The following is a 15,597-nucleotide window of genomic DNA, read 5'->3' on the forward strand; positions in this document are numbered from 1 at the left end:
CGTGATCGAGGCGAGGAGCGCGCGCGGATCCTCCCGGCTCGCGTCGAGCGCCGGCCCGAGCGCACCCGCCACCGCGCCCGCGACGCCGGTCGCGACCGCGAGCAGGACGAGGCCGGGGCCGACGGTCACGGCCTCGATCCCCTCGAGCAGGTACAGGCTGCGGATGGTGCCGCTCACGGCCGCCACGTTCGCGCGCGCTGCGAGCCAGCCGAGCGGGATGCCCGCCGCGGTGCCCGCGACGCCGAGGAGCGCCGCCTCGGCGAGCACGAGCCGGAGGACCTGCGCGCGGGTCGCGCCCACGGCGCGCAGGACGCCGAGCTCCTCGCGCCGGCGCGCGAGCGAGGCCCGCACCGAGGCGTAGACGAGGAAGCCGCCCACGAGGAGCGAGACGAGCGAGAGGGCCGTGAGGTTCAGGCGGAACGCGGCGAGGAGCCCCTCGGCCTCCGCGGTGCGCTGCTCGGGCGTGAGCACCCGGGCGCGCCCGCCGAGGCGGGCCTCGAGCCTCGCGCGGAGCGCCTCCGGCGCGACCCCCTCCGCGGCGCGCACGTCGAGCTGGTGGATCCTCCCGCGCTCGCCGAGGAGCGCCTGGGCCTGGGCGAGGTCCATCACCGCGAGCCGCCGGCTGGCGAGCGGCGCGATGCGCTGCAGGTCCACCAGGGCGCCGACGACGAGCGTCGCGCGCCTCGAGCCGAGCGACACCGGGATCCGGTCGCCCACGCGCCAGCCCAGCTCCGCGGCGAGGGCGGGCGTGACGGCCACCCAACCCCTCCGCGTGAGCGCCTCGCCGAGCTCCCCCTCGGGGAGCCGCCACGGGGCCCGCACTGCGGCCTGGAGGAGATCCGCGCCGACGAGCTCGAGGCTCGCGTCCGCGCGGCCGTCCACCGCCGCCTCCGCGCGCCAGAGCGGGATGGCGGCTGCGACGCCCGGGACGGCGAGCACCTCGTCGAGGAGCCGCTCGTCGAGGAACCCCGCCCAGCCCAGCACGGAGAGGTCCGCCTCCCCGGAGACCGCGCGCACGGACCCGGCGAACGCCCCGAGGGCGCTCCGGTTGAGGAGCTGGATGGAGAGCACCGAGCCGACGCCCAGGGCCACCCCGGCGACGGCGAGGAGGAACAGCGCGCGCGCGGCGCGCAGCTCCTTCCCGACGGCGCGCACGAGGTAGCGCCTCATGGCTCAGGGCTCCCTGAGGCCGGAGTGGAGGGTCCAGGTCTCGTCGGCGCGGGCGGCGAGCTCGCGGCTGTGCGTCGCGAAGAGCACGGCGCTCCCCTCGCCGCGGGCGAGCCCGAGCAGGAGCTCCATGACGCGCTCGCCGCTCTCCTCGTCGAGGTTCCCCGTGGGCTCGTCCGCGAGGAGGAGGCGCGGCCGCCGGAGCAGCGCCCGGCAGAGCGCGACGCGCTGCATCTCCCCGCCGGAGAGCTTCTGGACCGCGTCCCCGGCGCGGGCCTCGAGGCCCACGCGCGCGAGCAGGCCGCGGGCACGGGCCGCGGCCTCGCGGAGCGGATCCCCCGCGACGAGCGCGGGCACGAGCACGTTCTCCTCCACCGAGAGGTGGGGCAAGAGGTGGAAGAACTGGAACACGAGCCCGACGTGGTCGCGCCGGAGCCGAGTCCGCTCGCGATCGGACAGCGCAGCGAGCGGCCGGCCGAGCAGGACGACCTCGCCCGAGGTGGGAGCGTCGATGCCGGCGGCGAGGTGGAGCAGCGTGGACTTCCCGGAGCCGCTCCGGCCGGTGACCGCCACGATCCGGCCGGCGGGCACCTCCCCGGACACGCCCCGCAGGGCGCGGAGCACCGCCCCGCCCGCGGTGCGGTACTCCCGGGCCACTTCACGAAACGTGACGATCGGCTCCATCCCACCCTCACCCATGCCGCCGCGCCCCGAGCCGCGCGAGCCTTTCCGCCGCGGGCCGGCGGCGGGTCACCCGGCGCGGCGGACCTGCTCGCGGGCGAGCAGCGCGCCCACCACCTCGCGGAGGACCGCGGGCGCGAACGGCTTCTCGACTCGCGGCAGCCCGCTCGCCTCGAGGAAGCGCCGGGCCCGGTCCGTGAACGCGCCCCCTGTGATGAACACCATCCGAGTGGCCGCGTCGGGCGCCGCGCGCGCCAGCGCCTCGTGGAGATCCATGCCGGTGAGGTCCGGCATCATCAGATCGCACAGGACCACGTCGAAGCGCTCGCCGCCCGCGAGGCGCGCGAGGGCGGCGCGTGCGTCGGTCATGCAGTCCACGTCGTGACCGGCGAGGACCCGCCGGACTGTGCTCCCGATGAGCGGCTCGTCGTCCACGACGAGGATGCGCGCGCGCTCGGCGTGCCCGGCGGACGGGGAGGACGGCTCGGGGGGGCGGGCCTCCGATGCCCCCGGGAGGACGACCCGGAACAGGGCCCCCCTGCCCGGCTCGCTCTCGAGCTCGATCCTCCCGCCGAGCCCGGTCACGATCCCGTGGCAGACGGAGAGGCCGAGCCCGGTGCCCTGGCCCGGCGGCTTCGTCGTGAAGAACGGCTCGAACACCCGTCGCCCCAGCTCCGCCGGGATGCCGGCGCCGGTGTCCGAGACCTCCAGGACGGCCTCCCCGCCGGGACCGGCGCGGCAGGTCACGCGGATCTCGTTCGCGGCGGCGTCGCCCTCCGGGATCGCGTGCGCGGCGTTGACGAGCAGATTCAGCACCACCTGACCCACCTGGAACTCGGACGCGAGGACCGGCGGCACCGGATCGAGCCGCAGCACGAGGCGCGCGCGGTGGCGGATCTCGTGCTCGGCGAGCTTCGCGGCCCCCGCGATCTCGTCGCGCACGTCGATCGGCCGGCGGCCGTCCCGCCGCGAGCGGGAGACGATCCCGAGATCGCGGATGATGCGCGCGATGCGTCGCGTCCCCTCCGCGGCGTCGTCGAGCGCCTGGAGCGCCTCGGACACCTCCGGCTCGCCCGCGCGCGCCCCGAGGGCCTCGCGCGCGCAGCCGAGGTTCGCAGAGACGAAGGTGAGCGGGTTGTTGATCTCGTGCGCCATCCCCGCGGCGAGCGTCCCCACCGCCGCGAGCCGCTCGGCCGCCTCGGCGCGGCGCCGGTCCGTGAGGTCGCGGGCGGTGTAGATGGCGTACTCCGCGCCGTCGAAGGCGAGGTGCGAGAGGCCCACCTCCGCGTCGGCGCGGCCCTCCGGCCGGCGGACCGTCCCGTCGAGCACCGCCGCGCCGTGCGTCCGGATCTCCTCCCAGCGCGCCGGCCAGCCCGCCTCGGCGAAGCCGCCGTCCACGTCCCACACCGCACGGCCTACGAGCTCCGCGGCCCCGCGCCCGAAGAGCCGCTGCGCCGCGTCGTTCGCGTAGGTGATGCGGCCCCCCGGATCGAGGATGAGAACGGGGGCGTAGCCGCGCTCGAGCGCCGTCTGCGCGAGGCGCAAGGCACGCTCGGCGCGGCGGAGGTCCGTCACGTCGAGCGCCACCCCGCCGAGCAGCGGAGCCTCCTCGCCGCGAGGCATGCGGAACTTGAGCGCCACGAAGGAGCGACCGGACAGCTCCATCTCCTCGCGCCCGATCTCCCCGTTCTCGAGGACGGCCCGGTCCACGGCCGCCACCCGCTGCGCGACGGTCGGTGAAAACATCTCCGCGGCCGACCTGCCCTGGAGCTCGTCCAGTCCGAGGCCGTGCGCCCGGGCGAAGCTCGGGTTCCCGGTCACGACCCGGCCCTGGGCATCCTTGATGAAGATGACGGCCGGGGTGTGGCGCAGGAACGCGTCGAAGCGGGCCTCGCTCTCCGCGAGCGCGGAGAGCGTGCGCTCTCGCTCCGCGAGCGCTGCGCCGAGCACGAGGGCGGTCGCCACCGCGATGAACACGAGCAGCTGCACCTGCACGTCCGCCGCCGTGATCGTGGTGCTCGGATCGAGGAAGCGCGTCCGGGAGGTGAGCCCGGCGCCGACGAGCGACACGATCGCCGCGCCGGCCGACGCGCCTCGCACGCCGAAGCGCGAGCCCGCCCAGACGAGCGGCGGCAGGAGGAGGTAGCTCCGCTCGAGCCGCGTGCCGCCCGCGAAGACGAGCACCGCCGACCCGCCCAGCGCTGCGGCCACGACGGCGGCCTCGACCGCGCGCGAGAGGGCGAGCGGGCGCAGCCGCCGCCGGCCGGGCATCCAGGACACGACGAGCGGCGCGAACACCAGGATCCCGAGCGCGTCGCCCGTCCACCAGGCCCGCCACACGTGGAGGAACTGCACCGTCCCCGACCAGCCGTAGTGCGCCATGGCGCTCGCCGCGCCCAGCGCGGACGGCGCGAGCGGCGCAGCGAGCGCCCCGAGCAGCACGAGGGCGGCGACGCCGCGCACGCTGGCCGTCGGCCGCCGCGGTCCGGCGAGCCTCGACACGAGCGCCGCCGCGAGGGCGGCGTCGAGGAGGTCCACCACGACGTTGACGGTGACGAGGGCGGCGCTGCGGCCGGTCGCGCCGCTCGCGACGATCTCGGCCGCGATCGCGGCGCCGGCGAGCGCGAGCCGCTCGCGACCGCGACCGCCCAGGAGGAGGGCACCCGCGAGCAGCCCGACCGGCGGCCAGTAGGTCGCGAACGCGCCCGGGTAGGCCGAGAAGGCGTCCCCCGCTCTGCAGAGGAGGAGGTACGCGACGAAGAAGGCGACGGCGCGGCCGAGGACGACGCCGTTCTGGGAAGGCGGCGGGTCCCCTCCGACGCCCGGGTGAACGGGGCGCGTCATCGGGCGACTTACGCTATCAGGAAAGTGCGCTCCGTGACACGGGCGCCTCCCGCCCGCGTCCCGGTCACGGCTCGGAGCGCGAGGGCGCGGGAGCGCGGCGGGAGTCCGCGACGACCTGCCGGTGGGCGAGCGCCGCCGAGAGCGCGCTGAGGCTCGCGAGCGCGAGCACCACCTCGCTCACGGAGTGAAGCGCGTCCGAGCCCGCGACCCGCGCGCCGGTCGCCGCCGCGTCGTAGAAGAGCCAGCACAGGTTGGAGGCGGCGAGCAGCCCCCAGGGCCACTGCAGCGCGCCGCCGCGGAACTGCCGCGCGATCCGGAACAGCGGCGCGACCAGCACGAAGCAGATGACGTCGCCCGCGACCGAGACCGCGTCGAAGAACGCCTGCGAGGCGCCGCCCGCGACGAGCGCGTCGGCGGCGTCGCGCAGGAGGGTGGGGATCCCCAGCCCGAGCCCCACGACGAAGACCGCGGCGCCGTCGAGCGCGCCCTGCACCCGCGAGCCGGTGAGCGCGAGCCCCGCGCGGAAGAAGGCGGCGACGAAGAGGAGCGCGCTGCCGACGGCGGCGACGTTCACCGCGAGGATGTAGCCGACCTGAAGCCAGGCCGGCTCGGGGCCCACGAGCCAGTCGCCGTGCGGGCCCGTGGTGAGCTTGTTCACCACCGGCAGGAGGAACGACACGGCCGACAGGAGCCAGGCGCGGAACATGAAGTCACGCCGCTCGAACGCCGCGGCGGCGGCCAGGCACCCGACGGTCGCGAGCGACTGGGTGACGAGCTGGGTCGCGAACCAGAGCTCGGGTTCCCTTCCGGTCGTCAGCGCGAGCGCGGCGACCGCGAGGGCGCCCGCGACGGGGATCGCGGCGAGCCATCCGTAGCGCATGCTCACCGGAGCGCCTCCTCGAGCTCGGCGAGGACGTGCTCCGCTGGCCCCTGCCCGAGCAGCGTTCGCAGCATGGGGCGGAGCGACTCGAGGAGCCGCGGCACGTCAGCGGGGCCGATCTCGTCCGGTCTCAGGCCGAGCACGCGATCGGAGAACGTACGCACCACGGCGCGGGCCGTGTCTGGCCCGATCCACCTCGCGAGCGCCGTCGCGATGACGTCTCCCCTAGACTTGCCCCCCGGCACGGCGCGCAGCCTAGACCCGCGCGGTGCGCCAGGCAAAGGCCGTGAAGTGTGACGGTTTCGTGACGGCGCGTTCCTCGCCGGCGCGGACGCGCTCACCGGGCCACGCTCCAGGCCATGTTCTCGCGGTAGCGGCGGTCGAACGCCTCGTAGCGAGCGCGGCTCTCCGGGCAGACGGGGTCGTGATCCCGGGAACCCATGGCGCGGGCGAACCGCGTCGCGCCGTCGCCCATGATGAGGAGGTGCGGCGTCTCGAGCACCTTGCGCGCGACGAGCACCGGGTTCTTCACCCGCTCGATGGCCGCCACCGCCCCGAACCCACCCGTCGCCCCGTCCATCATCCGGACGCGCGCGCTCCCCGCGCCGCCGTGGTCCACGACGGCGGGCGGTGCGCGCGTGGCCGGAGAAGCCGGCGGCGCGGGCGGGGGAGGCTCTGCCGGCGCGGCCGGCACGGGGCCGGACGCGAGGAGCACGGCGGTCAGCGCGACGAGCGTCGTCATGCCCGCGCATCGTCTCCCCGAAGACGCCGGGAATCAACGGTGGGTTGGTCCGGGGCGGGGCGAGCTGGCCTCAGCGATCGAGCGCCACGCCGGCGCGGTCGACCGCCTCGCCCGTCGCGGTCACCCAGGCGATCGCCGGCGCGCAGAAGAGCACGCCCACCACGATCGCGGCGAAGAAGTTCCGGCCCTCGACGAGCGAGTCGCCCTGCGAGGCGAGCGCCGTCGCGGCGACCACGAGCCCGAGGACACCCGCCGCCGCCCACCGGCGCCAGGCCTCGAACGCGGACGCGAGCGTGGCCGCGAGGCCGAGCAGCACGTAGAGCGCGGCGAGACCGCGATCCGCGAACACCAGCTCCTTCCCGACCCACCCGAGCACGGCGGTGGCGAGGAGCCCGGCGCCGACGCGCCGCGCGAGGCTCTCGCCGCGCAGCACGAGCCAGAGGACGCCGAACACCGCGAAGAAGAGCCCGAGCTTGAAGAGGCCGAACCGCGCCACGCCGAGGCCGCGCCAGATCGAGTCCTCGGACAGCTCCAGCGCCCGGGTGAGCACGCCCCCCGCGATCGCCTGGAGGAGCGCGAGGGCGAGCGCACCCGTGATGCTCGCCGCCACGTACAGCGCGACCGTCCGCTCCGTCTTCGTCATGCGCCTCGTGCCTCCTGCCGCCGGCGAGGAGTCGCCGGGCGGCGGATTCTACACGGGGGCGGCGCGAGCGCGACGCTCGCCGTGGTGGGACGGACGGAGGCGATGTGGTCGCCCAGGCGCCGGCGCGAGCGGCCTCGCGGCGGGATCAGCGGAGCGCGGGCGGCGCCTCGGTCCGGCGCGGGGCGTACCCGGCGCGGAGGAGGAGCGTCCGCTCGTCGAACCAGAGCCGCCGCGCGAGCCGGGCGGTCCGCTCCCGGTCGAGCGTGATCCCGCGCGTGCCCGCCCACTCCCAGAAGCGGTTCTGCGGCTCCCAGAGGTCGAGCCAGAGCCCGACGCGCCGCGCGAGCTCGAGGATCGCGATGAGCTCGTCTGCGCGCGCCGGACCGCCGCGCCCCGCGACGAGCGCCTCGAGGCGCGTCCGCACGAGCTCCTCGACCTCGCGGCGAACCCTCACGACGTCGAAGTGCGCGCCCAGCGCGCTGGCGAGCTGGACGGTCGCGAGGAGCTCGGCGATCCCCTCCTCGATGCTCACCGCGCCCGCCCGCGCGCGGGTCGTGACGTCGAGGATGCGGCGGGTGAGCGTCACGTCCGCGGCGACCCTGAGCGGCGTCGGCACCGGCGAGTCGATCTCCCGCAGGAACTCCATGAGCCGCCGGTTGTCCTCGAACACCCGCAGGTAGTCGTCCTCGTACCGGCGCATCGTCCCCTCGAGCAGCACGCCCGCCACGCGGCGGCGCTCGTCGAGGAACAGGTCGCGCAGGGCGTAGTCGCGCCCCGGGAACGCGCGATCCACCTCGCGCAGGAGCCGGGCGAAGGAGATGCGCTCGAGCTGCGCGAAGAGGATCCGCTCGACCTCCGCCTGCGCCTCGGCGCCCGGGTACGGCACGAGCCCGCAGCGGAAGTCCGCCGCGCCGAAGTGGACGACGCAGTACAGCGCGTCGACGGCCTCTCGCGTGATGACGCTCTCGAGGTGCATCCGCCCGACGGCGAGCGTCGCGGGCCCGGACTGCGCCCGGCGCGCAGAGTCGAGCCGGTAGCGGAAGCAGAACAGCTGACCGTCCGGAGGCAGCTCGCGCACCGTGCTCGCGATGGCGAGGTGCGCCCCGACGCCCTCGAGCGACGCCACGCTGGGGCGGACGAGGCTCTCGTAGACCCGCCGCCCGTCGCCGAGGGCGGGGACGTTGGACGGGGCGCGCGCGAGCGCCTCGACGAACGCGGGCTCGAGGTCCACGCCGGACGCGTCGCGGACCAGCTGGATCGCGCGCGCCGCGTACTTCATCACCTGGACCGTCTCGATCCCGGAGAGCTCCGCGAAGAACCAGCCGCAGCTCGTGAACATGAGGAGCGCCTGCCGCTGCATCTCCAGGAGGCGGAGCGCCTTCACCGTCTCGTCGGCCCCGAGCGGCCGCCCCGCCTCGCGGCGCAGGAACTCGTCCGCCTCGCGCCGATCCGGATCGAGCACGACCTCGACGTACCGGTCGCGCGCGCCCCAGGGATCGGTGAGCAGGGCCGCGGCCTCGCGCTCGAACACGTCGCCGAGCGCTGCGCGCAGCGTCTCGAGCGCGGCGAGCAGCGGCGCGCGCCACGCCTGCGTCCAGCCCGGCTCGGCCCCCGCGTTGCAGCCGCAGTCGGAGCGCCACCGCTCGATCCCGTGCGCGCAGCTCCAGGACGAGCCCTCCGCGATCTCCGCCTCCCACTCCGGCTCCATCCGGTCGAGCGCCTGCCCCAGGTTCACGAGCTCGAGGTCGTCGCGCCGGCCGAGGAGGCGCAGCGCCGCCGCCAGGACCTCGTCCCCGCCCTTCTTGTGGTGGCCGAGCGTCTCGCCGTCGAAGGCGATGGTGAGGATCTCGTCGTGCGCGCGGCCGGGATCGAAGCCGCCCTCGAGGCGGCGGATGAGGGCGTCGGGGGACGAGAGCGCGTCGCCGAAGGCGAGGTCGCGGGCGATGTGCCCGTCGTAGAAGAACACGGCGAGCTCGCGCTGCCCCGCGCGCACGCGATAGGGCCGGGTGGGATCGAAGCGCGCGTCCGTCGCGTCCAGCCACGCGCCGCCCGGCGGACGCACGCGCCGCGCCTGGTAGGGCGAGAGCACGGTGTAGCGGATCCCCTCCTCCGCGAGCGCCTCGAGCGTGGGCGTGTCCGCGGCCGTCTCGGGCAGCCAGAAGCCCTCCGGCGCGCGCCCGAAGCGGCGGCGGAAGTCGGCGATGCCCCAGCGGATCTGCGTGCGTCGATCGCGCGGCGACGCCAGCGGGAGGATCGCGTGGTTGTAGCCCTGCGCGAGCGCGTTCCCGTGCGCGCGCCGATCGACGCTCTTCTGATCCGCCTCGACGACGCGCGCGTGAACGTCCGGCCGCTCGCGCTCGAGCCACGCGAGCAGGGTCGGGCCGAAGTTGAACGACAGGTGGACGTAGTTGTTGACGATGTCGACGATGCGGTCTTCCGCGCTCTTGAGGCGCGCCGCGCCGTTCGGCGCGTAGCACTCGACGGCGATCCGCTCGTTCCAGTCGTGGAACGGCTCGGCGGAGTCCTGGACCTCGATGGCCTCGATCCAGGGGTTCTCGCGCGGCGGCTGGTAGAAGTGGCCGTGCAGGCAGAGGAAGCGGCGCGTCACCGCTGCATGTTAGGCGCGCCCGGACCCCGGGCCCCGCCCCCCGGTGGGCCGCGGGCGGGCGGGCCGCCGACATGGGCCCGCCCGGGCGGGGGCTTTCGGTTATGTTGCCGCGCCATGAAGGTGGCCCTCACCATCGCCGGCTCCGACTCCGGAGGCGGCGCCGGCGTCCAGGCGGACCTCCGCACGTTCGCAGCCCACCGCCTCCACGGCACCTCGGCGCTCACCGCCGTCACCGCGCAGAACTCGATCGGCGTCACGGCCTGGGTGGCGCTCGAGCCCGCCATGGTGGTGGCGCAGATCGAGGCGGTCGCGACCGACATGCAGGTCGCCGCGACGAAGACCGGAATGCTCGCGAACGCGGGGATCATCGCGGCCGTCGCCGAGGCGGCGGCGCGGCTGCCGCTGGGACCGCTCGTGGTGGATCCGGTCATGATCGCGAAGAGCGGCGACGCGCTGCTCGACGCGGCGGCCGAGCGCGCCTACGTCGAGCGCCTGTTCCCGCGCGCGACGCTCGTCACGCCGAACCTGCACGAGGCCGCCGCGCTGCTCGGGCGCCCGGTTCGCGACGTCCGCGCCATGCGCGCCGCCGCGCGCGACCTCGCCGCGCTCGGCGCGCGGGCCGTGCTCGTGAAGGGCGGGGCGCTCGAGGGCGACCCGGTCGACGTGCTCTTCGACGGCGAGGACATCATCGAGCTGCCTGCGGCGCGCGTCGAGACCGAGAACACGCACGGCACCGGCTGCACCCTCTCCGCGGCGATCTGCGCGCGCCTGGCGCTCGGCGACGGGCTGCTCGACGCGGTGCGCGCCGCGAAGGCCTACCTGACGGAGGGGCTCAGGCGGTCCTACGCCGTCGGGCGGGGCCGCGGCGTCGTCGACCACCTGCACCCACTGCGGTGAGCCGCGCACCTCACCCTCCGTGATGAACGGGCGAGGGAGGTGGTTCACCGTACGTGCTACACCCAGATCGCTCGCTCGGCCGCCCGCCAGGATCTCCGAGATCGAGCGGAGCGGTCTTCTACCGACTCTCGAATCGAGCGCATTGCCGAGTATTGCGGTCTAGATCGCGAGACCCGCGGGAACACGGCGGTTCGAGCGCGATGTCTAGAAATCTCGGGTGCGGCCTCGCGCCGCATGGGGCCGACGTGGTAATTCGCGAGACCTTTCCACTCGAAACACGGCTCCGACGCACCGGAGCTCCCACGGCAGGAGGCGCGCCTCATGTGGATTCAGTGGCACTCGGGTCACGCGGTTGGGATCGACTCGATCGACGCGAAGCAGCGCGATCTCCTGCACCGCACCAATCGCCTCGTAGAGACCGTGCGCGCCGGACGCGTGGACGAGGCGGTGACGAGACTCGAGCTGCTGCGGGTCGCCGCCGAGGCCCAGTTCATCGAGGAGGAGGCGAAGCTCCGCCAGGCCGGCGCGAGGAGCCTCGCGCGCCACGCGCACGAGCACGAGCGCTTCCTCTCCGACCTCGACGAGCTCGTGGACAGCGTCACGCGGCGGGGCCTCGTCGCGCTGCAGGAGGTCCGCTTCACCTCCTGGCTGCCGCGCTGGATCGACATCCACGTCGCCCGCACGCACGGCGATCTCGCCTCGCTCGCCCCCTCGCGCGCCGCGCCCGCGCTCACCGCACGCGTCGCCGCCGACCGCGTCGCGTAGCGCGCGCGATCTCTCGCCTCACCGGCTGTAGCCGGCGAGGCGGTAGACCACCCTCCCCGCGAGCTCGTGCAGGGCCTTCGTGCTCTGCGCGAGCGCGCCCGCCCGCGGCAGCCAGCTCCCGCCCCGCCCCGCCCGCCGGTCGACCGGCAACACGTCCGGTGACAGGCCGACGGCGCGGAAGCAGCCGAGCGCGCGAGGCACGTGCGCGGCGCTCGTGACGAGGAGGAGCGAGCGAAACCCGTGGGCCGCGACGAGGCGCGCGGACTCGATGGCGTTCTCGCGCGTGTTGCGGCTGCGCGGGTCGATCACGATCGCCGCTGCGGGCACGCCCCACCGGACGAGCGCGTCGCGCAGCCGCTCCGCCTCGGACGGCTCGCCCGGCGCCAGCTCGACCGGACTGCCGGAGAGGAGGAGGTGCCGGACCCGCCCCGCCCGCCAGAGCTCGAGCCCGCGCAGCACGCGGTCGACCGCGTCCTGGAGCTCGGTCTCGCCGCTCTCCCGCGACGCGTCGGCGTCCACCTGCCCGGCGAGCACGATGGCGGCGTCGTAGACGACCTCGGGGCGGAAGGTGCGCTCGGCGCCCGCCTCCGCGAAGCGCTGGATCCCGTTGGCCACCGGCGCGAGCGACGGCGCGACGAGCACTGCGACCGCGGCGAGCCCGAGCGCCCACGGCGCGCGCGGGCGGCGGTGGAGGAGGGCCGCGCCGAGGAGCAGGACCAGGTTCCAGGTGAGGGGCGCGACCGCGAGGTCGAGGAGCTTGGAGAGGGAGAGGAACACGTGACGGCGCCATGAATACCCGATCCGCGCCCTCGACGGCGTCGCCCTGCCCGGGGAACGGCGGCCGTGGGCGTGAGGACACGCCGGCCGTGTCCCACCGTCCACCGCACGCCGATTCGCCCGTCCGCGTGAGGCTTCTCGCGCGGGCACGCCGGCTGCACTCGCGTGCCTCGAACCCGCAGCACCGAGGAGCCCCGATGTCCCGCATCTACCTGCCGCTCGTCCCCGTCACCCTGCTCGCCGCCATCGCGGCGGCGTCCGCCTGCTCGAAGCCGCGCGAGCCCGAGACGCGCCTCATCCCGCCGGCGATCCCGCTCGCCGCGGCGGCGGAGCCGGCGAGGCCCGCTCTCGCCGCGCCGCCGGCCCAGGAGACCGACGCGAGCGGCGCGCCCACGGCGGAGGACGTGCGGGAGTTCGACCGGAAGGTCCCGAAGTAGCGCCCCGCCCGGCTCACGCCCAGCGGAACTCCGCCGTGAAGTGGCGGAGGTACTTCGCCTGGTGGGTGAAGCGCACCCCGCGCACCTCGCGCGCCTTCGCCTTGAGCTCGCAGATCACCTCGGCCGCGTAGTCGAAGTGACTCTGGGTGTAGACCCGGCGCGGGAAGGCGAGCCGCACCAGCTCGAGCGGGTGGTAGGTCTCGGAGCCGTCGTCGAGCCGCTTGCCGAACATGACCGAGCCGATCTCCACGCCGCGGATGCCGCCCTCCAGGTAGAGCGCGGCCGAGAGCGACCAGGCCGGATAGTCGGCGGGCGAGAGGTGCGGGAGGAAGCTCCGCGCGTCGAGGTAGACGGCGTGGCCGCCGGTGGGCTCCACGATGGCGACGCCCGCGGCGAGGAGCTTCTCGCCGAGGTACTCGGCGGTGCGGAGCCGGTAGCGGAGGTAGTCCTCGTGCAGGACCTCCTCGAGCCCGACGGCGATCGCCTCGAGGTCCCGCCCGGCGAGGCCGCCGTAGGTGGGGAACCCCTCCGTCAGGATGAGGAGGTTCCGCGCCGCCTCCACCCAGCGCTCGTCCCGCAGCGCGATGAAGCCGCCGATGTTGGCGAGCCCGTCCTTCTTGGCCGACACGAGGCAGCCGTCGGCGAGCGAGAAGATCTCCCGCGCGATCTCGCGGGGCGTGCGGTCCGCCTGGCCGGGCTCGCGCAGCTTCACGAACATGGCGTTCTCGGCGAAGCGGCAGGCGTCGAGCACGAGCGGCTTGCCGTGCCTGCGGAGCAGCGCCGCGTAGGCGCGGACGTTCTCCAGCGAGACGGGCTGTCCGCCGCCCGAGTTGTTCGTGAGGGTGATCATGCCGAACGGCACCCGGTCCGCGCGCTCCGCGAGCAGGCGCTCGACCTTGCCGAGATCGATGTTCCCCTTGAACGGGTGGCGGCTCCTCGGCTCGAGCCCCTCGGGCACCACGAGGTCGAGCGGCTCGACGCCGTCGTACTCGAGGTTCGCGCGGGTCGTGTCGAAGTGCGTGTTCGAGGGGACGACGTCGCCCGGCTTCGTCGCGACCGAGAACAGGATCCGCTCCGACGCGCGGCCCTGGTGCGTGGGGATGACGTGCGGGTAGCCGGTGAGCTCCTGCACCGCCCGCTCGAAGCGGAAGAAGCTCCGGGCCCCGGCGTAGCTCTCGTCCCCCTCGACGAGCGCCGCCCACTGGTGCGCCGACATCGCACCGGTGCCGGAGTCGGTGAGGAAGTCGAGGAGCACGTCCTCGGCCCGCAGGTTGAACGGGTTGAGGTGCGCCGCCTCGAGCAGGCGCGCCCGCTCCTCCCGCGTGGTCATGCGGATGGGCTCGACGGACTTGATCCGGAACGGCTCGATGATGGTGCGTGGCACGCGATGAACCTCCCGCCGTGGTGTGCTGCCGAGCTGGACGACCTCGCCGCGTGATTCGCGAATCGGCCCGTCGTCCGGCGCCCCTTCGCCGGGGCTGCGCCCCTGCGCCGCGGAGCATAGCTCCCGCCGGCATCCCTCCCCCGCTCACCGGGTGTTCACGGATGAGTGTCGCCCGACTACCATGCGGGGCATGCCTTCCTGGGTCTACGTGGGGATCGTCGTCGCGTACGTGGTCGCGATGCTCGCCGTCGGCTGGCTCGCCATGCGCCGCACGCGCGACGTGCACGACTTCTTCATCGGCGGCCGCAGCCTCGGGCCGTGGATGAGCGCGTTCGCCTACGGGACGACCTACTTCTCGGCGGTGCTGTTCATCGGCTACGCCGGCAAGCTCGGCTGGGGCTTCGGGATCCACACGCTCTGGATCGTCCTCGGCAACGTCGTGGTCGGGACGGTCCTCGCCTGGAGGCTCCTCGCCGCCCGCACGCGCGAGATGACGGCGCGGCTCGACGCGATCACCATGCCGCAGCTCCTGGCGGCGCGGTACGGCTCGCGCGCGCTCCAGATCGTCGCGGCGCTCGTGGTCTTCGTGTTCCTCGTCCCCTACTCCGCGTCCGTGCTGATGGGGCTCTCGTACCTGTTCGAGCTGACGCTCCACATCCGCTACGAGACGGCGCTCTACCTCCTCACCGCCATCACGGCCGTGTACCTCGTGATGGGCGGCTACTTCGCCGTCGCGGTGAGCGACTTCCTGCGCGGCATCGTCGAGTTCGCAGGCGTGATGATCATGGTGTGGCTGCTCGCGCACCGCCCGGAGGCCGGGGGCTTCGTCGAGGCCACGCGGCGGCTCCTCGGGGATCCCGCCGCGATGGCGCCCGGGCTCGTCGCGGTGAAGCACGTCGGTGCGGGGACGCCGCTCGCGCTCGCCGTGCCCGGCTGGCTCACGCTCGCCGCGCTCGTGCTCATCACGAGCCTCGGGCCCTGGGCGCTCCCGCAGATGGTCCAGAAGTTCTACTCGATCCGCTCGCGCGCCGACGTCAGCCGCGCGCTCGTCATCGCCGGCGTCTTCGCCCTCTTCATGGCCTTCGGCGCGTACTACAGCGGGGCGCTCACGCACCTCCGCTACGGGGCGCGCCTGCCGCCCGAGCTCATGGGGCCGTCCGGGCCGATCTGGGACAAGATCATGCCGCACTTCATCACGACCTCCGGGCTGCCCGAGGCGCTCGTGCTGGTGATCGTGCTCATGGTCTTCTCGGCGTCGATGTCGAGCCTGTCGTCGCTCGTGCTCGTCTCCAGCTCGGCGATCGGCATCGACCTCTACGGCGCGATCGCCGGCCGGGAGCGCACGCCGCGGCACCAGATGGCGGTGCTGCGCGGGCTCTGCGCGGTGTTCGTGGGGCTCTCGCTCGCCATCGCGCTCGCGAAGCCAGCGGTCATCGTGAACCTCATGGTGATGAGCTGGGGCACGCTCTCGGCGGTGTTCCTCGCGCCCTTCGTCTACGGCCTCTTCTGGCGGCGCGCGACGCGGGCGGGGGCCTGGGCCGCGATCGCCGCGGGTCTCGCGGCGGCCTTCGTGCTCTTCCCGGCCTGGGGCCCCGACGGCGTCCCCCTCGCCGGCGCGATCGCGACCCTCGTGCCCCTCGCCGTCCTGCCGCTGGTGAGCGTGCTCGGCCGCGCCCCCGAGGCCGCCCGCGTCGCGCGCGCGTTCGGGGACGAGGCCGGCCTCGCGGGCGCGCCCGCGGAGGCGGGCCTGGACGGCGACGCGCGCGCGGCGG

Annotated in this window: 14 protein-coding genes; 4 read left to right on the forward strand and 10 right to left on the reverse strand. The window is 74.9% G+C overall.

Translation table 11 applies throughout. From position 1 onward, the window contains the following. From MNZ29_RS20520 to MNZ29_RS20555, 8 genes are all read right to left on the reverse strand, one after another. Nucleotides 1-1,170 (reverse strand): FtsX-like permease family protein (locus MNZ29_RS20520; RefSeq protein ID WP_242356526.1); only part of this gene is annotated, 1,170 nt, incomplete at its 3' end. A 3-nt stretch (nucleotides 1,171-1,173) separates the two neighbouring features. Further along, complete coding sequence (locus MNZ29_RS20525; protein ID WP_242356528.1) at nucleotides 1,174-1,851, reverse strand: ABC transporter ATP-binding protein; 678 nt, start codon at nucleotides 1,849-1,851, stop codon at nucleotides 1,174-1,176. Between the two features lie 66 nt (nucleotides 1,852-1,917). Further along, nucleotides 1,918-4,692, reverse strand: a complete 2,775-nt coding sequence (locus MNZ29_RS20530; RefSeq protein WP_242356530.1) for an MASE1 domain-containing protein — start codon at nucleotides 4,690-4,692, stop codon at nucleotides 1,918-1,920. 64 nt (nucleotides 4,693-4,756) lie between these two features. After that, nucleotides 4,757-5,578 carry a hypothetical protein gene (locus MNZ29_RS20535; protein ID WP_242356532.1) on the reverse strand — a complete coding sequence of 274 codons (822 nt, stop codon included), beginning with the start codon at nucleotides 5,576-5,578 and terminating at the stop codon, nucleotides 4,757-4,759. Continuing rightward, nucleotides 5,575-5,817, reverse strand: coding sequence for a hypothetical protein (locus tag MNZ29_RS20540; protein ID WP_242356534.1), 243 nt, complete (start codon nucleotides 5,815-5,817; stop codon nucleotides 5,575-5,577). Before MNZ29_RS20540 ends, MNZ29_RS20535 begins: the two co-directional genes overlap by 4 nt. A gap of 92 nt (nucleotides 5,818-5,909) precedes the next feature. Next, nucleotides 5,910-6,314, reverse strand: coding sequence for an isoaspartyl peptidase/L-asparaginase (locus tag MNZ29_RS20545; RefSeq protein ID WP_242356536.1), 405 nt, complete (start codon nucleotides 6,312-6,314; stop codon nucleotides 5,910-5,912). A gap of 70 nt (nucleotides 6,315-6,384) precedes the next feature. Continuing rightward, nucleotides 6,385-6,957, reverse strand: a complete 573-nt coding sequence (locus MNZ29_RS20550) for a hypothetical protein (protein ID WP_242356537.1) — start codon at nucleotides 6,955-6,957, stop codon at nucleotides 6,385-6,387. Between the two features lie 145 nt (nucleotides 6,958-7,102). Continuing rightward, entirely contained in the window at nucleotides 7,103-9,565 is a 2,463-nt protein-coding gene (locus tag MNZ29_RS20555) for a DUF3536 domain-containing protein (RefSeq protein WP_242356538.1), read from the reverse strand. Between the two features lie 114 nt (nucleotides 9,566-9,679). Between MNZ29_RS20555 and thiD the strand changes: the two genes are divergently transcribed. Both thiD and MNZ29_RS20565 read left to right on the forward strand, forming a co-directional pair. After that, the gene (gene thiD / locus MNZ29_RS20560; RefSeq protein ID WP_242356540.1) at nucleotides 9,680-10,462 is read left to right on the forward strand and encodes a bifunctional hydroxymethylpyrimidine kinase/phosphomethylpyrimidine kinase; all 783 of its coding nucleotides are present in this window, start codon (nucleotides 9,680-9,682) and stop codon (nucleotides 10,460-10,462) included. Nucleotides 10,463-10,783: 321 nt separating this feature from the next. Beyond that, nucleotides 10,784-11,227: a bacteriohemerythrin gene (locus MNZ29_RS20565; protein ID WP_242340715.1), complete on the forward strand. Its 444-nt coding sequence runs from the start codon at nucleotides 10,784-10,786 to the stop codon at nucleotides 11,225-11,227. Nucleotides 11,228-11,245: 18 nt separating this feature from the next. Here MNZ29_RS20565 and MNZ29_RS20570 read toward each other — a convergent pair whose 3' ends face one another. Next, complete coding sequence (locus MNZ29_RS20570) at nucleotides 11,246-12,004, reverse strand: YdcF family protein (RefSeq protein WP_242356542.1); 759 nt, start codon at nucleotides 12,002-12,004, stop codon at nucleotides 11,246-11,248. Between the two features lie 197 nt (nucleotides 12,005-12,201). Between MNZ29_RS20570 and MNZ29_RS20575 the strand changes: the two genes are divergently transcribed. Beyond that, entirely contained in the window at nucleotides 12,202-12,441 is a 240-nt protein-coding gene (locus MNZ29_RS20575; protein ID WP_242356544.1) for a hypothetical protein, read from the forward strand. A 13-nt stretch (nucleotides 12,442-12,454) separates the two neighbouring features. Here MNZ29_RS20575 and MNZ29_RS20580 read toward each other — a convergent pair whose 3' ends face one another. Beyond that, the gene (locus MNZ29_RS20580; protein ID WP_242356546.1) at nucleotides 12,455-13,825 is read right to left on the reverse strand and encodes a tryptophanase; all 1,371 of its coding nucleotides are present in this window, start codon (nucleotides 13,823-13,825) and stop codon (nucleotides 12,455-12,457) included. 190 nt (nucleotides 13,826-14,015) lie between these two features. Between MNZ29_RS20580 and MNZ29_RS20585 the strand changes: the two genes are divergently transcribed. Then, nucleotides 14,016-15,597 (forward strand): sodium:solute symporter (locus tag MNZ29_RS20585; RefSeq protein WP_242356548.1); only part of this gene is annotated, 1,582 nt, incomplete at its 3' end.

It is taken from the genome of Anaeromyxobacter sp. SG64 (assembly GCF_022690745.1).
Lineage (GTDB): Bacteria > Myxococcota > Myxococcia > Myxococcales > Anaeromyxobacteraceae > Anaeromyxobacter > Anaeromyxobacter soli.

Excerpts from the sequence above, each read along its gene's own strand:
- MNZ29_RS20525 (WP_242356528.1), bottom strand. The coding sequence starts at position 1,851 with ATGGAGCCGATCGTCACGTTTCGTGAAGTGGCCCGGGAGTACCGCACC.
- MNZ29_RS20530 (WP_242356530.1), bottom strand. The coding sequence starts at position 4,692 with ATGACGCGCCCCGTTCACCCGGGCGTCGGAGGGGACCCGCCGCCTTCC.
- MNZ29_RS20545 (WP_242356536.1), bottom strand. The coding sequence starts at position 6,314 with ATGACGACGCTCGTCGCGCTGACCGCCGTGCTCCTCGCGTCCGGCCCC.
- MNZ29_RS20550 (WP_242356537.1), bottom strand. The coding sequence starts at position 6,957 with ATGACGAAGACGGAGCGGACGGTCGCGCTGTACGTGGCGGCGAGCATC.
- thiD (WP_242356540.1), top strand. The coding sequence starts at position 9,680 with ATGAAGGTGGCCCTCACCATCGCCGGCTCCGACTCCGGAGGCGGCGCC.
- MNZ29_RS20565 (WP_242340715.1), top strand. The coding sequence starts at position 10,784 with ATGTGGATTCAGTGGCACTCGGGTCACGCGGTTGGGATCGACTCGATC.
- MNZ29_RS20575 (WP_242356544.1), top strand. The coding sequence starts at position 12,202 with ATGTCCCGCATCTACCTGCCGCTCGTCCCCGTCACCCTGCTCGCCGCC.